Source organism: Micromonospora sp. A200 (assembly GCF_029893845.1).
GTDB classification, from domain to species: Bacteria; Actinomycetota; Actinomycetes; order Mycobacteriales; family Micromonosporaceae; genus Micromonospora; species Micromonospora purpureochromogenes.
The window spans coordinates 97,309-115,948 of record NZ_JARXXY010000019.1 but is presented as its reverse complement, the minus strand read 5'-3'; the positions used below and the strand labels follow the sequence as shown (position 1 = coordinate 115,948).

Below are 18,640 nucleotides of genomic sequence, written 5' to 3'. Positions count from 1 at the left end.
GGGCAGGGCGAATCTGGGGACGGCGGCCGTCGGGGTGCCGGCGACGCCGACCTGCCGGCGGCGTCACGAGAGGGCGCGGGCCAGCTCGGTCCGGGAGCGGATGCCGAGCCGGTGGAAGATGTTGCGCAGGTGATGGTCGACGGTGCGGGTGGAGAGGAACATCCGCGCGGCGATCTCCCGGTTCGTGGCGCCCTCGGCGACCAGTTGGGCGATCCGCAGCTGCTGTCCGGTCAGCAGGCGGGCGGCCGACGGGTCCGGCGCGCCGACCGACTCCCCGGCCGCCCGCAGCTCGGCGGCGGCCTGCTCCGCCCAGGTGGTCGCCCCGATGAGGGTGAACGCCTCCCGGGCGTCGTGCAGGTGCTCCCGCGCGTCCCGGGGTCGCCGGCTGCGCCGCAGCTCGCGGCCGAGCAGCAGCTCGGTGCGGGCCCGCTCGAACGCGCCGGCGTCGGTTGGGTGCAGCCGCAGCGCGGCCCGGAACTCCCGCTCGGCCTCGGCGCTGCCCCGGGGCGCGAGCAGGGCGTGGCAGCGCGCGGAGAGCGCCCGGCGTGACGGGCTCGCCGTGCTGCTGGCCCACCGGTCGAAGACGGCGAGCGCGGCGCCGGCCGCCGCCCGGTCTCCGCCAGCGGCGGCCGCCTCGACCAGGTACGGGGTGGCCATCACCTGGACGAGCACCTGCCCCCGGCCGGTGCCGGGCCGGGCCAGCGCGGTCAGCCGCGCCGCGGCGGCGGCGTGTCGACCGGCGGCCAGGTCGAGCACGGCCAGCGCCCACTGGGCGAGGGCGCGCGGCCGGCTGTGCCCGCCCGGGTTCTCGCCGATCTCGCGGATCCGGCGCAGGCTGGTGTCCCGATCGGCGCGAACCGCGGCGAGCACCGCCAGCATGCCCAGGTGCACCCCGGCCCAGTTGTCCTGACCGGTGTCGCGGGCGATCCGCAGTCCCTCCCGCGAGGTGTCCGCCGCGGCGTCGTGCCGACCCAGCCAGTACTCGGCGGCCGCCCGCAGTTCCAGGGCGCGCGGCAGGGCGGACAGCTCCCCACGGTGGTGGGCCAGCTCGACGGCGCGCTCGGCGAGCCGGTGCGCCGCGGCGTCCACGGCCACCAGCAGGCCGGCCGCCGCCGCGCAGGTCAGCGCCGCCGGGGTGAGCGCCGGCCCGGCCAGGTGTCCACCGAGGACCACCGCGCGGCGCAGCGCCGGCCCGGCCCGCTCGTGGTCGCCACGCAGCGTCGCCGCCACCCCGGCGACGTAGGCGCTGAGCAGCTCCGTCGCGGGTGGGTCGTCGGGGCGGCGCAGCGGCTCCGCCCGCCGGGCCACCTCGGCGTAGCGGTACTGGTCGCCGGAGAAGCAGACCCCCTCGCCGGCGCGGACCAGCGCGCCGAGGGCCAGCGCGCGGTCGGTGCCCGTCAGCGTGTCCGCGGCGGCCAGCAGCGCGGTCAGCCCGGACCGGGCGCGACCGCCCCGCAGGTCCAGTTCGCCGCGCAGCAGTGCGGCCCGCCCGGTCACGGTCGGCTCGGCGACGGCGGGAAGGTTTTTCAACAACAGGCGGGCGCGGTGGGACCGGCCGGCCGACCAGGCGTACCGTGCGGCGGCCACCAGCCGGGCGGCGGCGCGGGCCGGGTCGTCGGTGAGCTCGGCGGCGCGTTGCAGGGCTGCCGAGGCGGCGTCGCCGCCGACCCCGTCGTCGGCCGCGGCCTGCTCCAGTTCCGTGGCCAGGGCCGGGTCGTGGCCCTCCGCCGCGGCGGCGAGGTGCAGGGCCCGGCGCAGCCGCTGACCGGGACCGTCGAGCGCCCCGGCGAGCAGCAGGTGCGCGGCGCGACGCTCGCCCAGTGGTGCCGCGCCGCGCACCATGGCGCGGGCCAGGGGCTGCGGGAAGGTGACCCGGCCCGGTTCGACGCGGAGCAGACCGGCGAGTTCGGCCGGGGCCAGCGCCTCGACGGTCGTGCCGGCGGCCCGCGCCACCCGGAGCAGGGTGCCCGGCTCGCCCTCCTCGTCCAGCGCGGCGAGCAGCAGGACGCGCCGGGTCTCGGCCGGCAGCCGCTCCAGGCGGCTCCGGTAGGCGCGACCCAGCCCCCCGTCGGTCGGCGGCGCCGCGGGCGCCGGCTCCTCGCCCCGGCACTGGCCGGGGGTGAGCACGCCGGCGAGGTCGACCAGGGCCTGCGGGTTGCCCCCGGCGACCGCGCCGAGCACCGCCGCCACCGGCGGGGCCACCGGCTGTCCGGTCAGCCGGTCGGCGAGCAGCGCGGCGCTGGCGCGGTCGTCGAGCGGGCGGAGCCGGTGACCGGGTACCCCCCCGAGGGGAACGTCCGTCGCCGTGGTGAGCAGGACGGCCACCCGCCGGTGGCGCAGGCGCCGGGCGACGAACGCCAACACCTCCGCGGTCGGCTGGTCGCCCCGGTCGACGTCGTCCATCGTGCACAGCACGGGGCGGTCCCGCGCGGCGGCGGCGAGCAGCCCGAGCACGGCCATGGACAGGGCCAGGCGCCGGTGGGCCGGGCAGCCCGTGCCGGCCAGCGCGCGCCGCAGCACCCGTCGTTGCTGCTCGGGCAGGGCGCGGGCCCGGTCCAGCACCGGTTCCAGCAGCCGTTGCAGTCCCGCGTACGGCAGCGCCGCCTCCTCGGCGAGGCCGACGCCGGCCAGGACGGTGCACCCGTCGGCGTGCCGGTGCGCGTAGTCGACCAGGGCGGTCCGGCCGGAGCCGGGCTCGCCCTGGAGAAGCAGCGCTCCCCCGCCGCCGGGCAGGTCGGTCAGCAGCCGCCGGATCGCGGCGCACTCGTCGTCGCGGCCCCGCAGCACGGTTAATTGCACTGTTGATGCAGTAACCATCCATCGATTGTCACTTATCGGAAACCTGTTGGAAAGAGTTGACTGGTGCGCGCTGTCCGCTGGGCGGCGTCGATCGGTTGGCCAGCAGGGCTGCGACCGCCGCGAATCACGGCGGGCGGAGGCCCGCCCGGCGCCCGAGGCGAGCGAGGCGTCCTCCCGCCGGGATAGCGGCGGATGTCGGCACTGCGAGTGCGTCTTTTGAGGTCTGCCGGGCACCGTCGAGCCGTTCCGCCGTGCCGGGACGGCTGCCGGCCGGCGGGAAGCGGCCCGGCCGACTCGGCCCCGGCGGGGCGGGGCGGCCGGGGCCGGACACGGCGGGGCGGCCGCCGGTCGGCGGCCGCCCCGGGGAAGCGTCAGGCGCTCGGGCAGGTGTTGCGGTACTCCTCGATCGCCAGGCCGCTCGGGCCCGGGCAGAGGAACTGCTCGTAGCGGGTGTCGTTGTCGACGAACCGCTTCAACCAGGCCACCATCTGCCGGGCGGTGGGGGTGTTCACCGACTGCGGGAAGAAGTGGCTCGCCCCGTTGAGCTCCAGGTAGGCCTTCTCGGACGAGGCCGGGATGCTGCTGTAGAACGGCTCCGAGTGCGACGAGACCGGCGCGACGCTGTCGCTCTCGCCGCCGATGATCAGCGTCGGCACCCGAACGTCGGACCAGCTCTTGTCCAGGTTCCACGGGGCGAGCGGCACGGCGGCCTGCAGCGACGGACGCGAGACGGCGGCCTCCAGGCTGCCCCCGCCGCCCATCGAGTGGCCGGCGACGGCCAGCCGGGTGCCGTCGATCCGGCTCCGCACCGAACTGCGCTGCACCAGGTAGTCGAGGGCGGCGAGCAGTTGCCGGCCGCGGCTGTCCGGCTGGTCGAGGCGGCTGTTGGTCTCGATGCCGATCACCACGAAGCCGTGCGAGGCGAGCCGCGGACCGAGCCAGCTGATGCTGGACCAGGCGGCGGTGTAGCCGGGCGAGATGGCGATGGCCCCGAAGGTGCCCTCGCTGGTGCTGGTCGGGTAGTAGATGACTCCCCCACCGAAGCCGGTCACGCTGAGCGAGGAAACGCTCTGCGACGCGGTGGCGAAGGGACCGCGGCTGGCCTCCAGGAGAGCGACGGTCGGGGCGGGACCGCGCTCGTACGGGTTGTCGGCGGCCTGCGCGGCCGGCGCCGCGGCCAGGCCGCCCACGGCGGCCAGGGCGGCCGCCACGGCCAGACCGGCGGCGCGGGCGGCGGAACGGGGACGGGTGGTGGTTGGTGATGACACGTCGGGCACTCCCTGCAGTCGGGGCATATCGACGTGGATCAGTGTTCGGTGGAGCGGGTGGCCCCCGCATCGGTGAAATCACCAGTCCGGGGGCAGCTTGCGCCGGTGCGGGCGGCAGGCCGGTGACCTGGCCGGGGCGACGGGCGGTCCCGCCGGCGAGCCGGTCGGCCTACGCGGCGAGCGGGCCAGGCCCGGGGGCGGCTCCGGTCGGAGCCACCCCCGGCGCCCGGTGGATCAGTTGTCCTGCCAGTGCTGCTGGAGTTCGCGGCCCAGGTAGCCGGCGACGATTCAGGTGCCGATGGCCGCGAGCGGACGGGCGGGAAGGCGCTGTTGCCGGCCGGGGGGGCCGGACGGTGAGACGGTCAGCGTTCCTCGGCGTAGTGGGAGTGGACCGCCGGTTGGCCGGTGTAGTTGGGGCCCGCGCGGTCGTCGGCGCCGAGGAAACGGTACGGGAGGCGGACCTCGCGGCGGCCGGTGCGGCTGATCCGGCGGCGGCGGGAGTCGTAGGTGAAGCCGGCGTTGCCCAGCAGCGCGGTGAGGCGTCGCCCGGCGGGGCGCCCGTCGGCGAGCCGGATGCTGGACAGGTCCAGGTCGGCCACGAACCGGCCCTCGGGCGTCAGCCAGTCGGCGGCGCGGGCCAGCACGGCGAGCTTGTCCCCGACGTAGTGCAGTCCGTGCAGGCAGGTGATCAGGTCGAACGGCCGGTCCGGCGCCCAGGTGGCGACGGAGGCGCAGACCAGGCGCAGGTTCGCCGGCGGTGTCGGCGCCGGGTCGAAGGCGTCCACCAGGTCGACCCCGACGAGGGTGGTGCGCTCGGTCAACCCGACCCGACGCAGCTGCCCGGCCGCCTGGATCAGCGCCCGGCCCGTACCGCAGCAGAGGTCCAGCCAGCCGGCGCTGGCGGCGGCGCCGGCGAGCCGGTCGGTGAGCACGTCGACGGGGTTGAAGCCCAGCTCCCGGGCGTAGCTGTTGACCCCGGCCAGCTGCCGTTCGCGGTTCATCGCGTTGTTGGCCACCACCGCCGACCGTTCCAGCGCCGTGGTGTCCAGCAGTGCGCCGCCCGGCCGGCGACCGACCGTCACGCGGTCGTCCTCGCCTGGTCGGGCCCCACCGGCGACCGGCGGGGATCGGCGGGCGGCGGCGGGAGTTGGCGGTCGTGCAGGCGGCTCAGCAGGGCGAGCGAGGTGATCGCGCCGACCAGCGCCAGGAACATGTCCCACTGGGTGTCCCAGACGTCGCCCTGGGTGGCGAGGAAGTCGTCGGCCGCCGAGCCCGCGACCACCGCCGACCACCACTCGAACATCTCGAACAGGGCGCTGAAGGCCAGGCAGGCGCAGACCACGAGCGGCGCGAGCCACCGGCTGCCCCGCAACGGCGAACGGCGGACCAGGATCTCGCGGACCAGGATGGCCGGCACGAAGCCCTGGGCGAAGTGGCCGAGCCGGTCGTACGGGTTGCGGGACAGGTCGAACAGGTCCCGCACCCAGTTGCCCACCGGGGTACGCGCGTAGGTGTGGTGGCCGCCGACGATGAGGATGATCGCGTGCGCCGCGAGCAGGCAGCACAGCAGTGTGGTCAGTGGGAAGCGGCGCCAGGTGAGCAGCAGCACCGGGATCCCGACGATCACCCACACCGTCTCCAGCAGCCAGGTCAGCCGGTCGTACGGCCGGATGCCGGAGACGACCAGCGCGACCAGGACGACCCCCAACAGCGCCGGCGGGAGCAGGGCACGTGCTCGGGTCACCGGCGACCGCCTCTTCGTGGCTGGCCGGGCCGGCCGGTCGCCGCCCGGGACGCCGACGATAGCAGCGGCCCGGCCGATCCGATCGGCCCCGAACCGCTGCCCGGCCGGGTGGGTGATGGCCAGCTCGGCGGCCACCGAGGTGGCCACCACCCCCGCGCTCATGACCAGGTACTCACCGCCGGTCGTCGGCCGCCGGCTGGTGGCGGTGCGGCCGGTTGCGGACGACGGCGAGCGCCAGGACGGCGGCGGCGAGGAAGACGACGCCGTTGACCCGCAGCCCGGCCTGCACGCCGGCGTTCAGGGACTCGGCGAGAGCCTGCCGCACCGGCCCGGGCGGCGTCGCGGTGTCGCTGGTGCCGGCGCGCACGGCCGCCTGCACGGCCGTCCGCGTCGATTCGGGTACGCCGTGGGCGGCGAGCCGGCCCGGCAGGTCGGCGATCAGCGTGGTGCTGAGCAGGGTACCCAGCAGCGACGCGCCCATCACGGCGCCGAACTGGCGGGCGGTGTTGACCGCGGCGGCGGCCATGCTCGCCTGCGCAGGCGCGACGCTGGCCAGCGCCGCCGCGGTGGCCGGCGCGGCTACCAGGCCGCAGGCGGCGCCGAAGAGCGCGAGCAGCGGCCAGCTCTGGCTGAACGGCGTGCCCGGGGTGTGGGTGGACAGGCCCAGGCTGGCCAGGCCGCCGAGCAGCAGGCCGAGGGTGAGCGGTGCCTTGAAGCCGGTGCGGCGGATCGCCTGACCGGCGGCGAAGGCGGTGACCGCGTAGAGGCCGAACAGCACCAGCATCCGCCAGCCGGTGTCGAGCGGGCTGAGCGCCTGGGCGCGTTCGTGGAAGAGCACCAGCAGGATCGACACGCCGGTGAAGCCGAACAGCGACACGGCGGCGACGAGCATGACGGCGCTGAAGGACGGCGACCGGAACAGCCGGACGTCCAGCATCGGCGCGGCGGTACGCAGCTCGACCACGACGAAGGCGACGAGTGCGGCGCCGGCGGTGAGCCACCCGGCCGCCACCGTCGGGCTGGTGTAGCCCTGGCGACCGCCCTCGATCAGCGCGTAGACGGCGGCGGCGACGGCGAGCGTGCCCAGCAGCAGGCCGGGCAGGTCGACCCGGCTGGTGGGCTGGCGCGACTCGGCCACCCAGCGGGTGGTGACGGCGAGGGCGAGCAGACCGAGCACCACGGTGGACAGGAAGACGCCGTGCCAGTGGACGTGCGCCAGCAGCGCCCCGGCGATGAGCGGGCCCACCGACAACCCGACGCCGGACGCCGCCGCCCAGGCGGTGATGACCTCGGTACGGCGGTGCGGATCGGTGAACGTCACGCCGAGGATCGCCAGGCTGTTCGACAGGATCAGCGCCCCGCCCGCACCGGCCACGAGCTGTCCCGCGATGACCCAGCCGGGGGCGGTGGCCAGGGCGACCACGGCAGCTCCGGCCATCATGGCGGCGACACCGGCACTGAACATCCGCTTGCGGCCGTACCGGCTGCCGAGCGTGGCGGCGGAGAGCACGAGGCCGGCCAGCATGAGGGTGTAGGCGCTGGGGATCCAGACCAGGCTGGTCGGGTCGACCCGCAGGTCCCGCTGGATCGTGGTCAGTGCGGAGACGGTCGCGGTGAGGTGCAGGAACGTGACCATCGCACCCAGGCACATGGCGACGAGGGTCGCCGCGTGCGAACCACGGACGGTCGTCCGCCCGGTGGGCGCGGCGGCGGGCGGGTTGGGCGGGGTGGGCTCCCGCCAACCCGTCGTGGCGGTCTGCGGTTCGGGCACAGCTACTCCTTGCAGAGGTGATGGGTCGGCCGGACGGAGCCCGCCGCCGTGGGTGGAGGGCGGTGTCCGGCTACGGCAGCTGCGGGTAGAGGGCCGCCACGCCGCCGGAGAGCCCGGCGAGTACGCCTCGGCTGACGTCGTCGGCGACGATCTCGTACGCGTCCGCGGCCAGTTGGTCGACGGCGTACGCCGCCACGTCGGCCGGGTCGGCCTTGGGGGTGGTGACCGCTCGGGCCATGTCGGTGTCCATGTAGCCCACGTGCAGGCCCGCGACGCGGATCTTCGCCGGGGCGAGGGTGAGGCGCAGCGAGTTGGTCATGCCCCACTCGGCGGCCTTGGCCGCCACGTAGGCGCCGTCGGTGGGCAGCGCGAACCAGGACAGCGCGGACAACACGTTGAGGACGGCGCCGCCGCCGTTGCGCTCGATGACGGGGGCGAAGGCCCGCACCACGGAGAGGGTGCCGAGGTAGTGCGTCTCCAGCTCCAGGCGGATCTGGTCCAGGTCGCCGGTGAGCAGGTCGGCACCGGTCGACGTGCCCGCGTTGTTCACCAGCAGGGTGACGTCGCCGGCGGTCGCCGCGGCCGCCGCCACGGATGCGGGGTCGGTGATGTCCAGCGCCAGTGGCCGGGCGCCCGGGAGGTCGATCAGGGCTGGGTTGCGGGCCGCCGCGTACACGGTGGCGCCGCGGGCGAGCAGCTCGCTGGCCAGGGCGCGGCCGAAGCCTCGGTTGGCGCCGGTGACCAGTGCGGTGGTGGCGGAGATGTCCATGAAAATCCTGTCTGTGAGGTTCGCTGCGCGGGTCTGGCTTTTCCTGAGAGAAGTCAGCTCGCCCAGTGAAGCACCTGACTAGCGTCAACGCAAGTCAGCCCGTAGGCTTGGGGGCATGCAGGATCTGCGGGACGATCGGGAGGCGTGGTCCATGACGAACTGCTCGATCGCGCGGGCCATGGACATCGTGGGCAGCAGGTCGGCGATGCTGATCATGCGGGACGCGTTTCTCGGCACGCGCCGTTTCGACGACTTCGTCCGCCGGGTGGGCATCGGCGAGCCGGCGATGGCCGCCCGCCTACGGGAACTGGTCGGCGCCGGCCTGCTGGAACGGACGCCCTACCGCGAGCAGGGGCAGCGCACCCGGTACGAGTACCAGCTCACCCCCAAGGGGCGCGAGCTGCTGCCGGTGATCACCGCGCTCCGGCAGTGGGGGGACACCTGGGCAGCCGACGAGACCGGCCCGCCGGTGCTGGCCACCCACCGCGACTGCGGTTGCCGGGTCCGCGCCGTGCTCCGCTGCGAGCAGGGTCACGAGGTCGACCACGGCGACATCGCCCTGCTCGCCGGGCCGGGCTTGATCCCCCGAGACTAGAGCCGGGCCGGGCCTGATCGCCCGGGACCAGACCGGCGGCGGCTGCGCCCCGCGGCGGGTGCGCAGCCGGTCAACCCTGGTCGTCGGTGAGGCGACGTTCGATGGTCACCGTCGTGCCGGAGGCGGTCGACATCAGCCGCACGTCGCCGAAGGCGTTCATCAGGGTGGCGCCGCGGCCGCGGTCCATCGCCGACCGCCGGTCCCGCCAGGTGCCGAAGTCGCGGACGGTGAGCCGGGCGGTGCCGGCGCCGACCTGGAGCCGGACCCGCACCTCGGGTCGGGACGGCTGCTGCGCGTGCTCGACGGCGTTGTTGAACGCCTCGGACGCGGCCACCAGGAGGTCCTGCACGACATCGGGGTCCACATGCAGCGCCTCCAGCGAGCTCCGCACGTCCCGCCGCATCGCCGAGGCGGAGGTGGCCTTCGAGGGGTAGCTCCATCCGGTGTCCACCCCGGACGCCGTCTCGTGGCCGTTCGGAACCTGCACGGTGGTCGGCATTTCGGCGGGACCGGCGGCCCGCCGGGGGCCCGCTACCGGATGGCCGGGGACGGCCGGGGCCACGTCGGACAAGGCCCCGTCCATCGTCCTGGCCACCGCGGGCGCAGGATCGGAGGCCGCGCCGGCGGGGGCCGCCTCGGCGGTACCGGTCAACGAGGGCGTGGAGTCCGTGGCCGCCCCGGCGGAGGAGGGCTCGACCGGGCCGGTAGCCAGCGGAGCAGGGCTCGGGGCCGCACTGATGGGACGGGCCGACCGGGGCGGTTCCGGACGGTCGTCCTCGGCGTCCGGTGTCCGCTGGCGCCGTCGCGCACCCTCGAGGGTGGCCCGTACCCGGGCGACGAGGTCGGCCGCGGTGAAGGGCTTGACCACGTAGTCGTCGGCGCCGAGGTCGAGGCCCTCGACGGCGGCGTCCGCGCCGGCGCGGGCGGAGAGCACCACCACCGGCAGCGCCTCGGTGTCCGGCTGTCCCCGCAGGGTGCGCACCAGGGCGAAGCCGTCGACCTCGGGCATCATCACGTCGGTCAGCACCAGGTCCGGCGGGTCCCGTCGGATCGCGTCGAGGGCCTGCCGACCGTTGCCGACCGTGTCCACCCGCCAGCCCTGTGCGGTCAGCAACCGGGCCAGGTACGCGCGCATGTCGGCGTTGTCGTCGGCCACCAGGATCCGCACGCCCCGCCCGTCGTCGGGCAGCGTCCCGGGCGACCCCTCCTCGCCCGGCTCGGGCCGGACGGGGTCGACCAGCCAGCCACTCGCCTCCTGCGCGACGGCGCGGGCGGTGTCACCGAGGTCGCTCACCGCCCCGGTGTCGTCCGTGCCGCGGTGCAGCGCCGACCAGGGCAGCGCGACGGTGAAGGTGCTGCCGCGCCCGAGCTGGCTGTCCACCCGTACGTCGCCGCCCTCGAGCCGGGCCAGTTCGCCGACCAGGGCCAGCCCGATGCCGGTGCCCTCGTGGCTACGGGAGCGGGCCCCGTCCACCCGGTGGAAGCGCTCGAAGAGCCGGGGCATCTCCTCCTCGGCGATGCCGATGCCGGTGTCGGCGACGGTCAGCCGCAGCTCCGTGGGGTGGGCGTGCAGCCCGACGCTGATCCGCCCCACGAACGTGTGCTTCAGGGCGTTGGACAGCAGGTTGGTGACGATGCGCTCCCAGTTGGCCGGGTCGAGCGCCGCCGGCCGGGGCAGCGGCGGGCAGTCCACCTCCAGGCTCAGCCCGGCGCGTTCCACCGCCGAGCGGAACACGCCGGCCAGTTCGGCGGTCAGCTCCGGCAGGTCCACCTGCCGCGCCCGGCTGCGGGCACGCCCGGCCTCCAGGCTGGAGAAGGTCAGCAGGCTGTTGACGAGGGTGAGCAGCCGGGTGGCGTTGCGCCGGGCGGTGTCCACCCGTTCCCGCTGTTCCGGTGGCAGCGGGTGGCGCTCGTCGGCGAGGGCGTCGGTCAGCGGGCCGAGCATCAGCGTCAGCGGCGTGCGGAACTCGTGGCTGACGTTGGTGAAGAAGCTGGTCTTGACGCGGTCGAGCTCGGCCAGCGCCTCGGCCCGGCGCCGTTCCTCCTCGTACGCCCGGGCGTTGCGCACCGCGACGGCCACCTGCTGCGCCAGCAGGTGGAAGAACGACCGGTACGCCTCGTCCAGGGCGCGGCTGGGGCTCACCCCGGCCACCAGCACCCCGAGGGGCTGATCGGCCTCCGCGGAGGGCAGTGGCAACGCCACGGCGGTGGCCGCCGGCTCGTCGAACGCCCCGGCCGGCAGCGTCATCCGCTGGGCGACCCCGTGGACCTCGGTGATCGCGCCCCCGCCGGCGGCCCACAGTCCCCAGGCCGGGTCGCCGTCGACCACGACGTCGGGCAGCACCGCCGCCACCGGACCGTCACCGGTGCAGGCCACCCGGTGCAGCGCCGTACCCTCCCGCAGGTAGATCGCGGCGAACGGTACGTCCAACCGGTGCCCGCCGATCGCCTCAACCAGCCGGGCGCAGGTGCTGGCGACGTCCACCGTGCGCCCGTCGCCGCGCACCGAGAGGTCCCGCAGCAGTCCCAGCCGCCGTTCCCCGACCACCTGCTCCGTGACCTCGCTGCACACCGTGAACACGCCGACGGTACGGCCGTCGTCGTCGCGGGCCGGGGCGTGGGAGACGCTGAAGTAGGCCTCCTCCCGGTAGCCGGACCGGTCGAGGAGCAGCTGGAGGGCGGGCACCCAGCTGGCCACGCCCGTCGCCATCGCATCGTCGATCAGCGGCGCGAGCACGTCCCAGCCCTCGGCCAGGGTGGTCCGGACGTCGTCCCCGAGCGCACCCGGATGCTTGTCACCGATCAGGGCCGAGTAGGCGTCGTTGTACAGCTGGGTGAACTGCTCGCCCCAGAGCAGCAGCATCGGGTACCGGGAGGACAGGACGATCCGCACGGCGGCGCGCAGGCTCTGCGGCCAGGACTGGACGGGGCCGAGCGGGGTGGCCGCCCAGTCGAGCCGGGCCATCAACCGCCCGGTGGCGCTGCCGCTGCCGAACAGCTCCTCCGTGGGGCTGGTCACGTTCGAATACACCTCATCGCGGTGCCCGTACCCCGTCGCCGGGTCCGCCGAACCTCGGTGCCCGGGACGAGGATCGCGCGCCGGGTCGCAGCGCGGCGCCTGAGGTCGGACGGCGCGCCCCCCGGCCGTTCGCCACCGACCCCCGGCCGCCCCGCTCCGGCACCCATGCCCCCTCGATCGCCCGACCCTGCTGCCACCGCGCGAGCAGGGGAAACGACCCCCCGAGCCGGAGCAAGGCCCCAGGCTACCGCCGCCCCGGGTCCCCGGCGAGCGGGCGACCGGGTGTCGCGACGGCGGCTCGGGGACGCGGGCGCGGTGCGGGTGACCGAGTGACGAAAGCCACGTCCTCGGGGTGACCGACCGGCGGCACCTGTCGTACCCGGCTGGGAAGCTCCCGCGGTGGAGATGACACTGCAGGTGACGATCGACTGCGCCGACCCCCGCCGGATGGTGGCGTTCTGGGCCGAGGCGCTGGGCTACGTGCCGGAGCCACCGCCGGACGGCCACCGCACCTGGCGGGACTACTGGGCGGCGACGGGCGTGCCGGCGGAGGAGCTGCCCGAGGGGGCCGGCGACACCCCGGAGTCGGTCGTCGACCCGACCGGCCGGGGGCCACGCATCTGGTTCCAGCAGGTGCCCGAGGGGACTTTGCGCGAAGGAGTAACCACCATCACAACGCCCCCCGCGCCGTTGTTCCTCAGGAACAACGCAGCGGGGACCGCCGCCGGAAACCCTTACGCTGCAACGGTTTCAGCGCCTAACGGTGCCCGTTGAGCCTCGCGAACGTCTCTTCCACGTCTGACGCGTTGTACAGGGCCGGTCGCTTGTTGTCACATCGACGCCAGTGCTCCGTACTAGCAAGCCGGTGAACTGTACCGACCGGCCTACGGTACAAGATCCGTATCTCATCGACGGTCATGTACCGCAGCATCATCGACCCCCGGCGATCGGCAGATCGGCACCATGGCGCGCCGATTTGCCCGGCCGTCGCTCCAGCCGACCGCGACCGCCGCGCCCACCCACCGGCCGCCCGTCGTCGCCCGGCCAGCCAGCCACCCGACGGCGTACAGCAGCCCGCCGACTGTGACCGCGACCACACGGCACAGCCTCGCGACCGACCACCCGGCGGCGTACAGCAACCACGCCAACCCGGTCATCAGCAATCGACCGGCGTCGGTGAGCTGACCCCGCGCCCGCGCCATCGCATCGACCTCGAGAACATCGACGTTCGTCATGACACTGACGGTATCGCGGGGGCACGCGAAAGCGGCCCCAGGGAACCCCTGAGGCCGCTTCGCGTTGGCGCTGGTCGGGTCACCGCAGCAGATGTCGTGGTGCTCCCCGCTGTTCTCCTCCACGCCGACCGTGACGCGGGCCTGAGTGTCGAGCACAATCAGCGCCGGGAGGGGGAGGCATAGTGACGGTCAGCGATATCCATCGCGGACTCTGCTGTCCCGGCCGAAACTCCCCCTCCGGCGACCCCCAGGGGTCGGGCGACCCCCACACAGGTGTCCTTGGTCAACCAGGACGGACACATCTACCTGCCCAGTAGTGCTGATTGCCCTGCACGCGGCCGTCGCCATCTAAGCTACTCAAAGTACGGTGCTCGAATGACCCACGGCCCCTTGGATCCGTCGCAGCCGCCGACTCAGCCAGTGCAGCCGATGAGCCCATACCCGCCGCCGCAGTACACCCCCACTTCCGGCGGCCCGCCGGTATACCCGCCGAGTGGGCCGCCTCAGTACGGTCCAACGACCGGCGGGCCGCCGCCGTACCCACCAGCCGGGCCGATGCCCTTCTATCCCGCGCCTGTCCCGCCGAAGAGGAAGAGTTTCTGGTCTTCCACGGGCGGGATCCTGACCATCGTCTTCGGCTCGCTCGCACTGGTGGTCGTGGTCTTGCTGTGCACGCCCTTGGTCTTGCTCGCGATGATCGGGGACAGGGGGGACAGGGCCGCCGTCTCCAAGATGGAGGTTCGGGTCACCTCGTGCGAGGTGTTCGGCTCGGTCGCGAAGGTTGGGTTCTCCGTGAAGAACATCGGGGACACGACCCGCAGCGCCACCCTCAAGATTGAGTATCGGGACTCGGCTGGCGCCCGTCTGGACACGACAACGTCGTACGTGCGAAACGTGGCGCCGGGAGACACGGTGCGCGGCGAAGAGTCGACCATTTTGGATGTCCCGACGACGTCCGGAAGCTGCAAGATCGTCGAGGTGAGCTGACCCCAACGATCGTGCTACTCCTTCCCGCCAAGTCACCGAGCCCAAGGTGACCAAGAACCGGGTCCACCTCGATCTCAAGGTCGGCGGCGGCCGCACGGTCGACCTGAAGTTGCGCACCGAGCGGGTCGACGCGGTGGTCGACCGGGTCGTCCGGGCGGGGGCCACGATCCTGCGGACGATGGACGAGCCGGCGATGGACTACTACGCCGTGGTCCTGGGCGATCCCGAGGGCAACGAGTTCTGCGTCGTCTGACGGGCGTCGCGGCGGGCGGGCCGCCGGCCCGCCACCGTCGCGGCCCGTCCGCGTGCCGGGGCGGGCGGGCGCCGCGGGTCAGGGCCGACGGAGTTGGCGGAAGGTGATGGAATACCGCAGCTCCGGGACCGGTGGAATGCTGTGCTGCCAGGTCGACCGGGCGGCGCCGGCCAGCACATACGCCGAGCGGGGCGCCAGCTCCACCTCGTACACCCGGCGCTGTCCCGCGGTGTCCCGCCGGAAACGCAACAGGCAGGCGGCGCCCAGCGACACGCCGGCCACGGTCGGGCCGAACGCGGGGGCGTCCCGGTGCCAGCCGATCACCGCACCGGGCGGATAGCGGGTGACCAGGGCCTGCGCGAAGCTGGCCACCGCGACGCCGGCGAGGTCGGCGCAGCGCCGGCGGACCTCGTGCAGCTCCACCGGCAGCGCCTCGGTTTCGGTGAGCTGGAACGACCCGTAGTCGTAGTCGACACCGAAGTGCCGGACGGTGCGCCGGGCGACCTGGCCGTGCATCCGGATCTCGCGATAGTCCATCGCCCCGAGCACGGTCAGCAGCGCGCGTTCCTCGTCGGGGCTGACCAGCTCAGGCTGGTACGTCAACCCCGCCGGTCGCTCCTGGATGCCGCGCATCCGTCCCATCAGATCGACGGTAGCGATGAGACGGACGCGCTGCCGGGCCATGACGGATCTCGCTTACCGGGGCACGCCGGGCGGCTTACCGTCGTCGGGCACCTCCCGGTGCGCAGGCAACGGGGGCTGAGGCTCGTTGGCCGCGCCCCGGGCCTGTGGTGCCGGCCGGGTCAGTCCCGGCGGTCCTCGTCGCCCGGCCCGACCACCTGGCGCTGCTCCAGGGCGTCCGCGGCGGTGGCGTCCTCGGGCAGGGACGTCGACGGCAGCGCATGCTCCCCCGGCACCGAGGCGCCCTGCTCGGCCAGGTCGGCCTCGGTGGCGTCCCGCGGTTGCGGTTCCGGCGGCTCGTCGGGCTGCCCCTCGTCGAGCAGCGGCTGGCGCTGCTCGACCGCGTCGGCCTCCGGCGGCACGTCGAACGGTCCATCGGTCATGCCGACGCTCCTCTCCCCCGCCGGTCCCTCGCGGGGCCGGCCTCGTGACGGCGGGTCAGTCCGGCAACAGCCGCCGGAGGACACCCTTCCCGGTGGCGCCCAGCCGGTACGACTGCACGAGGTACGAGCCGCAGACGATGTTCGCGCCGGCCAGCGCCGGCACGGCGAACTGCGCCAGGCGCTGGCGCCGCTGCCACGTCGCGATCTCCGCCGGCGTCCCCGCGGCCGGCACCGTGGCGTCGTGCACCTCGAGGCGGTCGCCCCGCTGGTGCGCCGCCTCGGCCAGCTGACCGATCCGGTTGCCGCAGTAGGCCGAGTAGGCGGTGGCCACGGCACCGGCGACGGTGATCCCCGCCTTCAACGCGCCCACCGTGCCGAATCCCTTCTGCAACGCGATGCGGCGTCCGCCGACCTGGGTCAGCCGCAACCCGGCGAGCAGGGTCGCGCCGATGCCGAGCCACTGCACCGGGCTGAACCGGTTCCAGGCGGACTCGGCGACCCGGATCCGGTCGATGCCCTGCTGCAGGTCGCTGCCGGACTTGTTGACGCCGGCGACGCCCATGACGGTGCCGCCGAACCACAGCGCGGAGCCGACGTCGTGGACGGCCTGGGCGACGGCATGGTTGTCGGTCGCGGTCGTCTGCATCCCGCACTCCTCCGCTCGGCGGGCACGTTGCCCTTCGTCCCGATTGAAGCACTTTCGCCGGGGTCGCCACGGCGTGTTCCCCGACCACCCGACCTCCGGGACAGCTCGCCCCACGCGGGGCTGCCGCCGAGCGGTCAGCGCCCGGTCAGGCGGCGGGCCAGCGTCCGGCGCAGTTCGTCGATGCCGGCGCCGGTCAGCGCGGACACCGGCACCGCGTCCGGGTACGCGCGGCACAGCGCGTCGACCCACTCCGGCGGCGCGATGTCGATCTTGTTGAGCACCAGCAGTTCCGGCACCTGGCCCGCGCCGATCTCGTGCAGCACGCCGTGCACCGTGGTGATCTGGCCGAACGCGTCCGGCGCGGACGCGTCCACCACGTGCATCGCCAGGTCGCTACGGGTGACCTCGTCCAACGTCGAGCGGAACGCGTCGACCAGCTGGTGCGGCAGGTGCCGGACGAAACCCACGGTGTCGGTGACGGTGTAGGTCAGCTCGCCGGTGCTGATCCGCCGTACCGTCGGGTCGAGGGTGGCGAAGAGGACGTCCTGCACCTGGGCGTCCGCACCGGTGAGGCGGTTGAGCAGGGCGGACTTGCCGGCGTTGGTGTACCCGGTGATCGACACCGAGGGGATCTGGTTGCGGGCCCGCCGGCCCCGGGTGCGTTCCCGCCGCCGGGCCAGCTCGCCGGCGTTGCGCCGCAGCCGGGTGGCCCGCTGGCGCAGCGTGCGACGCTGGGTCTCCAGCCGCATCTCACCCGGTCCACGCACACCGATGCCGGCGCCGCCGGCGACCCGGCCGCCACCGACCCGGGACATCGACCGGCCGTCGCCGCGCAGCCGGGGCAACTGGTACGCGATCTGCGCCAGCTCCACCTGCACCCGGCCCTCGCTGGTGCGAGCGTGCTCGGCGAAGATGTCCAGGATCAGCGCGGTGCGGTCCACCACCCGTACCCCGACCCGTTCCTCCAGGTTCCGCACCTGGCCGGGGCTCAGCTCACCGTCGGCGATGACCAGCTCGGCACCGGCGCGTTCGGTGGCGGCGGCCAGCTCGTCGACCTTGCCGGAGCCGAGGAAGGTGGCCGGATCCGGCTTCGGGCGGTGCTGCACCACCGCGTCGGCGACGTTGAGGCCGTCGGTGTCGGCGAGCCGTCGCAGCTCCTCCAGGGACACCTCACTGCCGGGGCCGTTGCCGCCCGCGCCGTCGTCCTCGCGCACCGCGACCAGCACCGCCGTCGGCCGTTGCCGGGAGGTCTCGGCTCCCGCACCGAGCAACCAGGTACCCGCCATCGTCCACCTCACCTCGCCCTCGCCACTCGCCGGACTGCGGCCTACCCTGGCCGCCGCCGACCATGCCGCCGACGCCGCCTCCACCCCGGCCGTCAGGTCGCATCGAGGTCCGAATCCGCCCAGGCCAGGACATCGGGTAGCACCCGCAGGTGAGCGAGCGGCCCAGGGAGGAGCGGCCCAGGGAGGAGCGGCCCGGGACGGAGCCGGCCCGGGGACGAATCGGCCCGGCACGCGGAGCGGCCCGCGACCGGAACGCCCCGGGGACGCCGGCGGGCTCCGGGCGGGGCCACGCGCCCGGAGCCCGCGCCGGTCATCGGGTCAGCAGCGCCCGGAGGGCCTTGACGACCTCGGCGGGCGCCTCCTCGGCCATGAAGTGCCCGCAGGAGACGGTGCGGTGGTGCAGGTCCGGCGCCCAGGCGCGCCACCGGCCGGCGGCGTCGAAACCCAGCGCGGCCCCCCAGTCCTGCTGCAGGACGGTCACCGGCATGCGAAGCTGCCGGCCGGCGGCGCGGTCGGCGGTGTCGTGCTCCACGTCGATGCCGGCGGACGCGCGGTAGTCGGCGACGATGGACGGGACGGCCGCCCGGGACGCCGTCAGGTAGGCCGCCCGGACCTCGGCGGGGATGGCGTCGGGGTCCCGGGTCCAGATGTCGAGGAAGTGGCCGAAGAAGGCGTCGGGGCTGGCGGCGATGAGCTGCTCGGGCAGGCCGGGCGGCTGGGCCATCAGGTACAGGTGGAAGCCGACGGCGGCGGAGGTGCCGCGCAGGACGTCCCACATGTCCAAGGTCGGCAGGACGTCGAGCGCGGCCAGGTGGGTGACCGCCTCCGGGTGGTCGAGGCCGGCCCGCACGGCGACCAGGGCGCCGCGGTCGTGGCCGGCCAGGGCGAAGCGGTCGTGGCCCAGGGCGCGGGCGAGCGCGACGATGTCGTCGGCCATGGTGCGCTTGGCGTACACCTCCGGGTCGGTCGCCGCGGGCTTGTCGCTGGCGCCGTAGCCGCGCAGGTCGGGGCAGATGACGGTGTGGTCGGCGGCGAGGTCGGCGGCGACGTGCCGCCACATGAGGTGGGTCTGCGGGAAGCCGTGCAGCAGCACGATCGGGCTGCCCGAGCCGCCGACCGCGGCGTGCAGGGCCACGCCGTCGGCGACGGTGACGCGCTGATGATCGAATCCGTTGATCCTGGGGTTCACCGGGAACCTTCCTGT

Annotated in this window: 16 protein-coding genes and 1 pseudogene; 4 read left to right on the top strand and 13 right to left on the bottom strand. The window is 74.6% G+C overall.

The annotated features are described in order from the left end of the window. Positions 1-63 precede the first annotated feature (63 nt). The 6 genes from M2302_RS19875 to M2302_RS19850 all read right to left on the bottom strand — a co-directional run bounded on the left by M2302_RS19875 (position 64) and on the right by M2302_RS19850 (position 8,351). Entirely contained in the window at positions 64-2,817 is a 2,754-nt protein-coding gene (locus M2302_RS19875; protein WP_280839350.1) for a LuxR family transcriptional regulator, read from the bottom strand. Between the two features lie 353 nt (positions 2,818-3,170). Further along, positions 3,171-4,067: an alpha/beta hydrolase gene (locus M2302_RS19870; RefSeq protein ID WP_280839349.1), complete on the bottom strand. Its 897-nt coding sequence runs from the start codon at positions 4,065-4,067 to the stop codon at positions 3,171-3,173. A gap of 362 nt (positions 4,068-4,429) precedes the next feature. Beyond that, the gene (locus M2302_RS19865) at positions 4,430-5,149 is read right to left on the bottom strand and encodes a class I SAM-dependent methyltransferase (protein WP_280839348.1); all 720 of its coding nucleotides are present in this window, start codon (positions 5,147-5,149) and stop codon (positions 4,430-4,432) included. Then, a complete protein-coding gene (locus M2302_RS19860) occupies positions 5,146-5,973 on the bottom strand; it encodes a DUF2238 domain-containing protein (RefSeq protein WP_280839347.1) in 828 nt (275 codons plus the stop codon). Before M2302_RS19860 ends, M2302_RS19865 begins: the two co-directional genes overlap by 4 nt. Before the next feature lie 10 nt (positions 5,974-5,983). Beyond that, entirely contained in the window at positions 5,984-7,582 is a 1,599-nt protein-coding gene (locus M2302_RS19855) for an MFS transporter (protein WP_280839346.1), read from the bottom strand. Between the two features lie 70 nt (positions 7,583-7,652). After that, positions 7,653-8,351 (bottom strand): SDR family oxidoreductase, encoded by a 699-nt coding sequence (locus M2302_RS19850; protein ID WP_280839345.1) that lies wholly within the window; start codon positions 8,349-8,351, stop codon positions 7,653-7,655. 115 nt (positions 8,352-8,466) lie between these two features. Between M2302_RS19850 and M2302_RS19845 the strand changes: the two genes are divergently transcribed. Beyond that, positions 8,467-8,946, top strand: a complete 480-nt coding sequence (locus tag M2302_RS19845) for a helix-turn-helix domain-containing protein (RefSeq protein ID WP_280839344.1) — start codon at positions 8,467-8,469, stop codon at positions 8,944-8,946. Positions 8,947-9,016: 70 nt separating this feature from the next. On the opposite strand, the gene M2302_RS19840 is transcribed toward M2302_RS19845, so the two are convergent. Further along, positions 9,017-11,965 (bottom strand): ATP-binding protein, encoded by a 2,949-nt coding sequence (locus tag M2302_RS19840; protein ID WP_280839343.1) that lies wholly within the window; start codon positions 11,963-11,965, stop codon positions 9,017-9,019. 405 nt (positions 11,966-12,370) lie between these two features. Here M2302_RS19840 and M2302_RS19835 point away from each other — a divergent pair, with 405 nt between their 5' ends. Beyond that, positions 12,371-12,739, top strand: a complete 369-nt coding sequence (locus M2302_RS19835) for a VOC family protein (protein WP_280839380.1) — start codon at positions 12,371-12,373, stop codon at positions 12,737-12,739. A gap of 131 nt (positions 12,740-12,870) precedes the next feature. Here M2302_RS19835 and M2302_RS19830 read toward each other — a convergent pair whose 3' ends face one another. Further along, a complete protein-coding gene (locus M2302_RS19830; RefSeq protein WP_280839342.1) occupies positions 12,871-13,200 on the bottom strand; it encodes a hypothetical protein in 330 nt (109 codons plus the stop codon). A 555-nt stretch (positions 13,201-13,755) separates the two neighbouring features. On the opposite strand from M2302_RS19830, the gene M2302_RS19825 reads away from it, so the two are divergent. Continuing rightward, positions 13,756-14,187, top strand: coding sequence for an FxLYD domain-containing protein (locus M2302_RS19825; protein ID WP_280839341.1), 432 nt, complete (start codon positions 13,756-13,758; stop codon positions 14,185-14,187). A gap of 37 nt (positions 14,188-14,224) precedes the next feature. After that, positions 14,225-14,440, top strand: a pseudogene (locus tag M2302_RS19820) (VOC family protein); the annotation flags it as partial. Positions 14,441-14,518: 78 nt separating this feature from the next. On the opposite strand, the gene M2302_RS19815 reads toward M2302_RS19820, so the two are convergent. The 5 genes from M2302_RS19815 to M2302_RS19795 form a co-directional block, all read right to left on the bottom strand. Next, positions 14,519-15,082: an alpha-ketoglutarate-dependent dioxygenase AlkB gene (locus tag M2302_RS19815; RefSeq protein ID WP_280839339.1), complete on the bottom strand. Its 564-nt coding sequence runs from the start codon at positions 15,080-15,082 to the stop codon at positions 14,519-14,521. Between the two features lie 161 nt (positions 15,083-15,243). Then, the gene (locus tag M2302_RS19810) at positions 15,244-15,504 is read right to left on the bottom strand and encodes a hypothetical protein (RefSeq protein ID WP_280839338.1); all 261 of its coding nucleotides are present in this window, start codon (positions 15,502-15,504) and stop codon (positions 15,244-15,246) included. A gap of 55 nt (positions 15,505-15,559) precedes the next feature. Beyond that, the gene (locus M2302_RS19805; protein WP_210775872.1) at positions 15,560-16,150 is read right to left on the bottom strand and encodes a hypothetical protein; all 591 of its coding nucleotides are present in this window, start codon (positions 16,148-16,150) and stop codon (positions 15,560-15,562) included. Between the two features lie 134 nt (positions 16,151-16,284). Then, positions 16,285-17,436, bottom strand: a complete 1,152-nt coding sequence (gene hflX / locus M2302_RS19800; RefSeq protein WP_280839337.1) for a GTPase HflX — start codon at positions 17,434-17,436, stop codon at positions 16,285-16,287. 310 nt (positions 17,437-17,746) lie between these two features. Beyond that, positions 17,747-18,625, bottom strand: coding sequence for an alpha/beta hydrolase (locus tag M2302_RS19795; RefSeq protein WP_280839336.1), 879 nt, complete (start codon positions 18,623-18,625; stop codon positions 17,747-17,749). Positions 18,626-18,640 lie beyond the last annotated feature (15 nt).

Excerpts from the sequence above, each read along its gene's own strand:
- M2302_RS19810 (WP_280839338.1), bottom strand. The coding sequence starts at position 15,504 with ATGACCGATGGACCGTTCGACGTGCCGCCGGAGGCCGACGCGGTCGAG.
- hflX (WP_280839337.1), bottom strand. The coding sequence starts at position 17,436 with ATGGCGGGTACCTGGTTGCTCGGTGCGGGAGCCGAGACCTCCCGGCAA.
- M2302_RS19835 (WP_280839380.1), top strand. The coding sequence starts at position 12,371 with ATGACACTGCAGGTGACGATCGACTGCGCCGACCCCCGCCGGATGGTG.
- M2302_RS19845 (WP_280839344.1), top strand. The coding sequence starts at position 8,467 with ATGCAGGATCTGCGGGACGATCGGGAGGCGTGGTCCATGACGAACTGC.
- M2302_RS19805 (WP_210775872.1), bottom strand. The coding sequence starts at position 16,150 with ATGCAGACGACCGCGACCGACAACCATGCCGTCGCCCAGGCCGTCCAC.
- M2302_RS19860 (WP_280839347.1), bottom strand. The coding sequence starts at position 5,973 with ATGAGCGCGGGGGTGGTGGCCACCTCGGTGGCCGCCGAGCTGGCCATC.
- M2302_RS19830 (WP_280839342.1), bottom strand. The coding sequence starts at position 13,200 with ATGACGAACGTCGATGTTCTCGAGGTCGATGCGATGGCGCGGGCGCGG.
- M2302_RS19875 (WP_280839350.1), bottom strand. The coding sequence starts at position 2,817 with ATGGTTACTGCATCAACAGTGCAATTAACCGTGCTGCGGGGCCGCGAC.
- M2302_RS19850 (WP_280839345.1), bottom strand. The coding sequence starts at position 8,351 with ATGGACATCTCCGCCACCACCGCACTGGTCACCGGCGCCAACCGAGGC.
- M2302_RS19815 (WP_280839339.1), bottom strand. The coding sequence starts at position 15,082 with ATGGGACGGATGCGCGGCATCCAGGAGCGACCGGCGGGGTTGACGTAC.
- M2302_RS19825 (WP_280839341.1), top strand. The coding sequence starts at position 13,756 with ATGCCCTTCTATCCCGCGCCTGTCCCGCCGAAGAGGAAGAGTTTCTGG.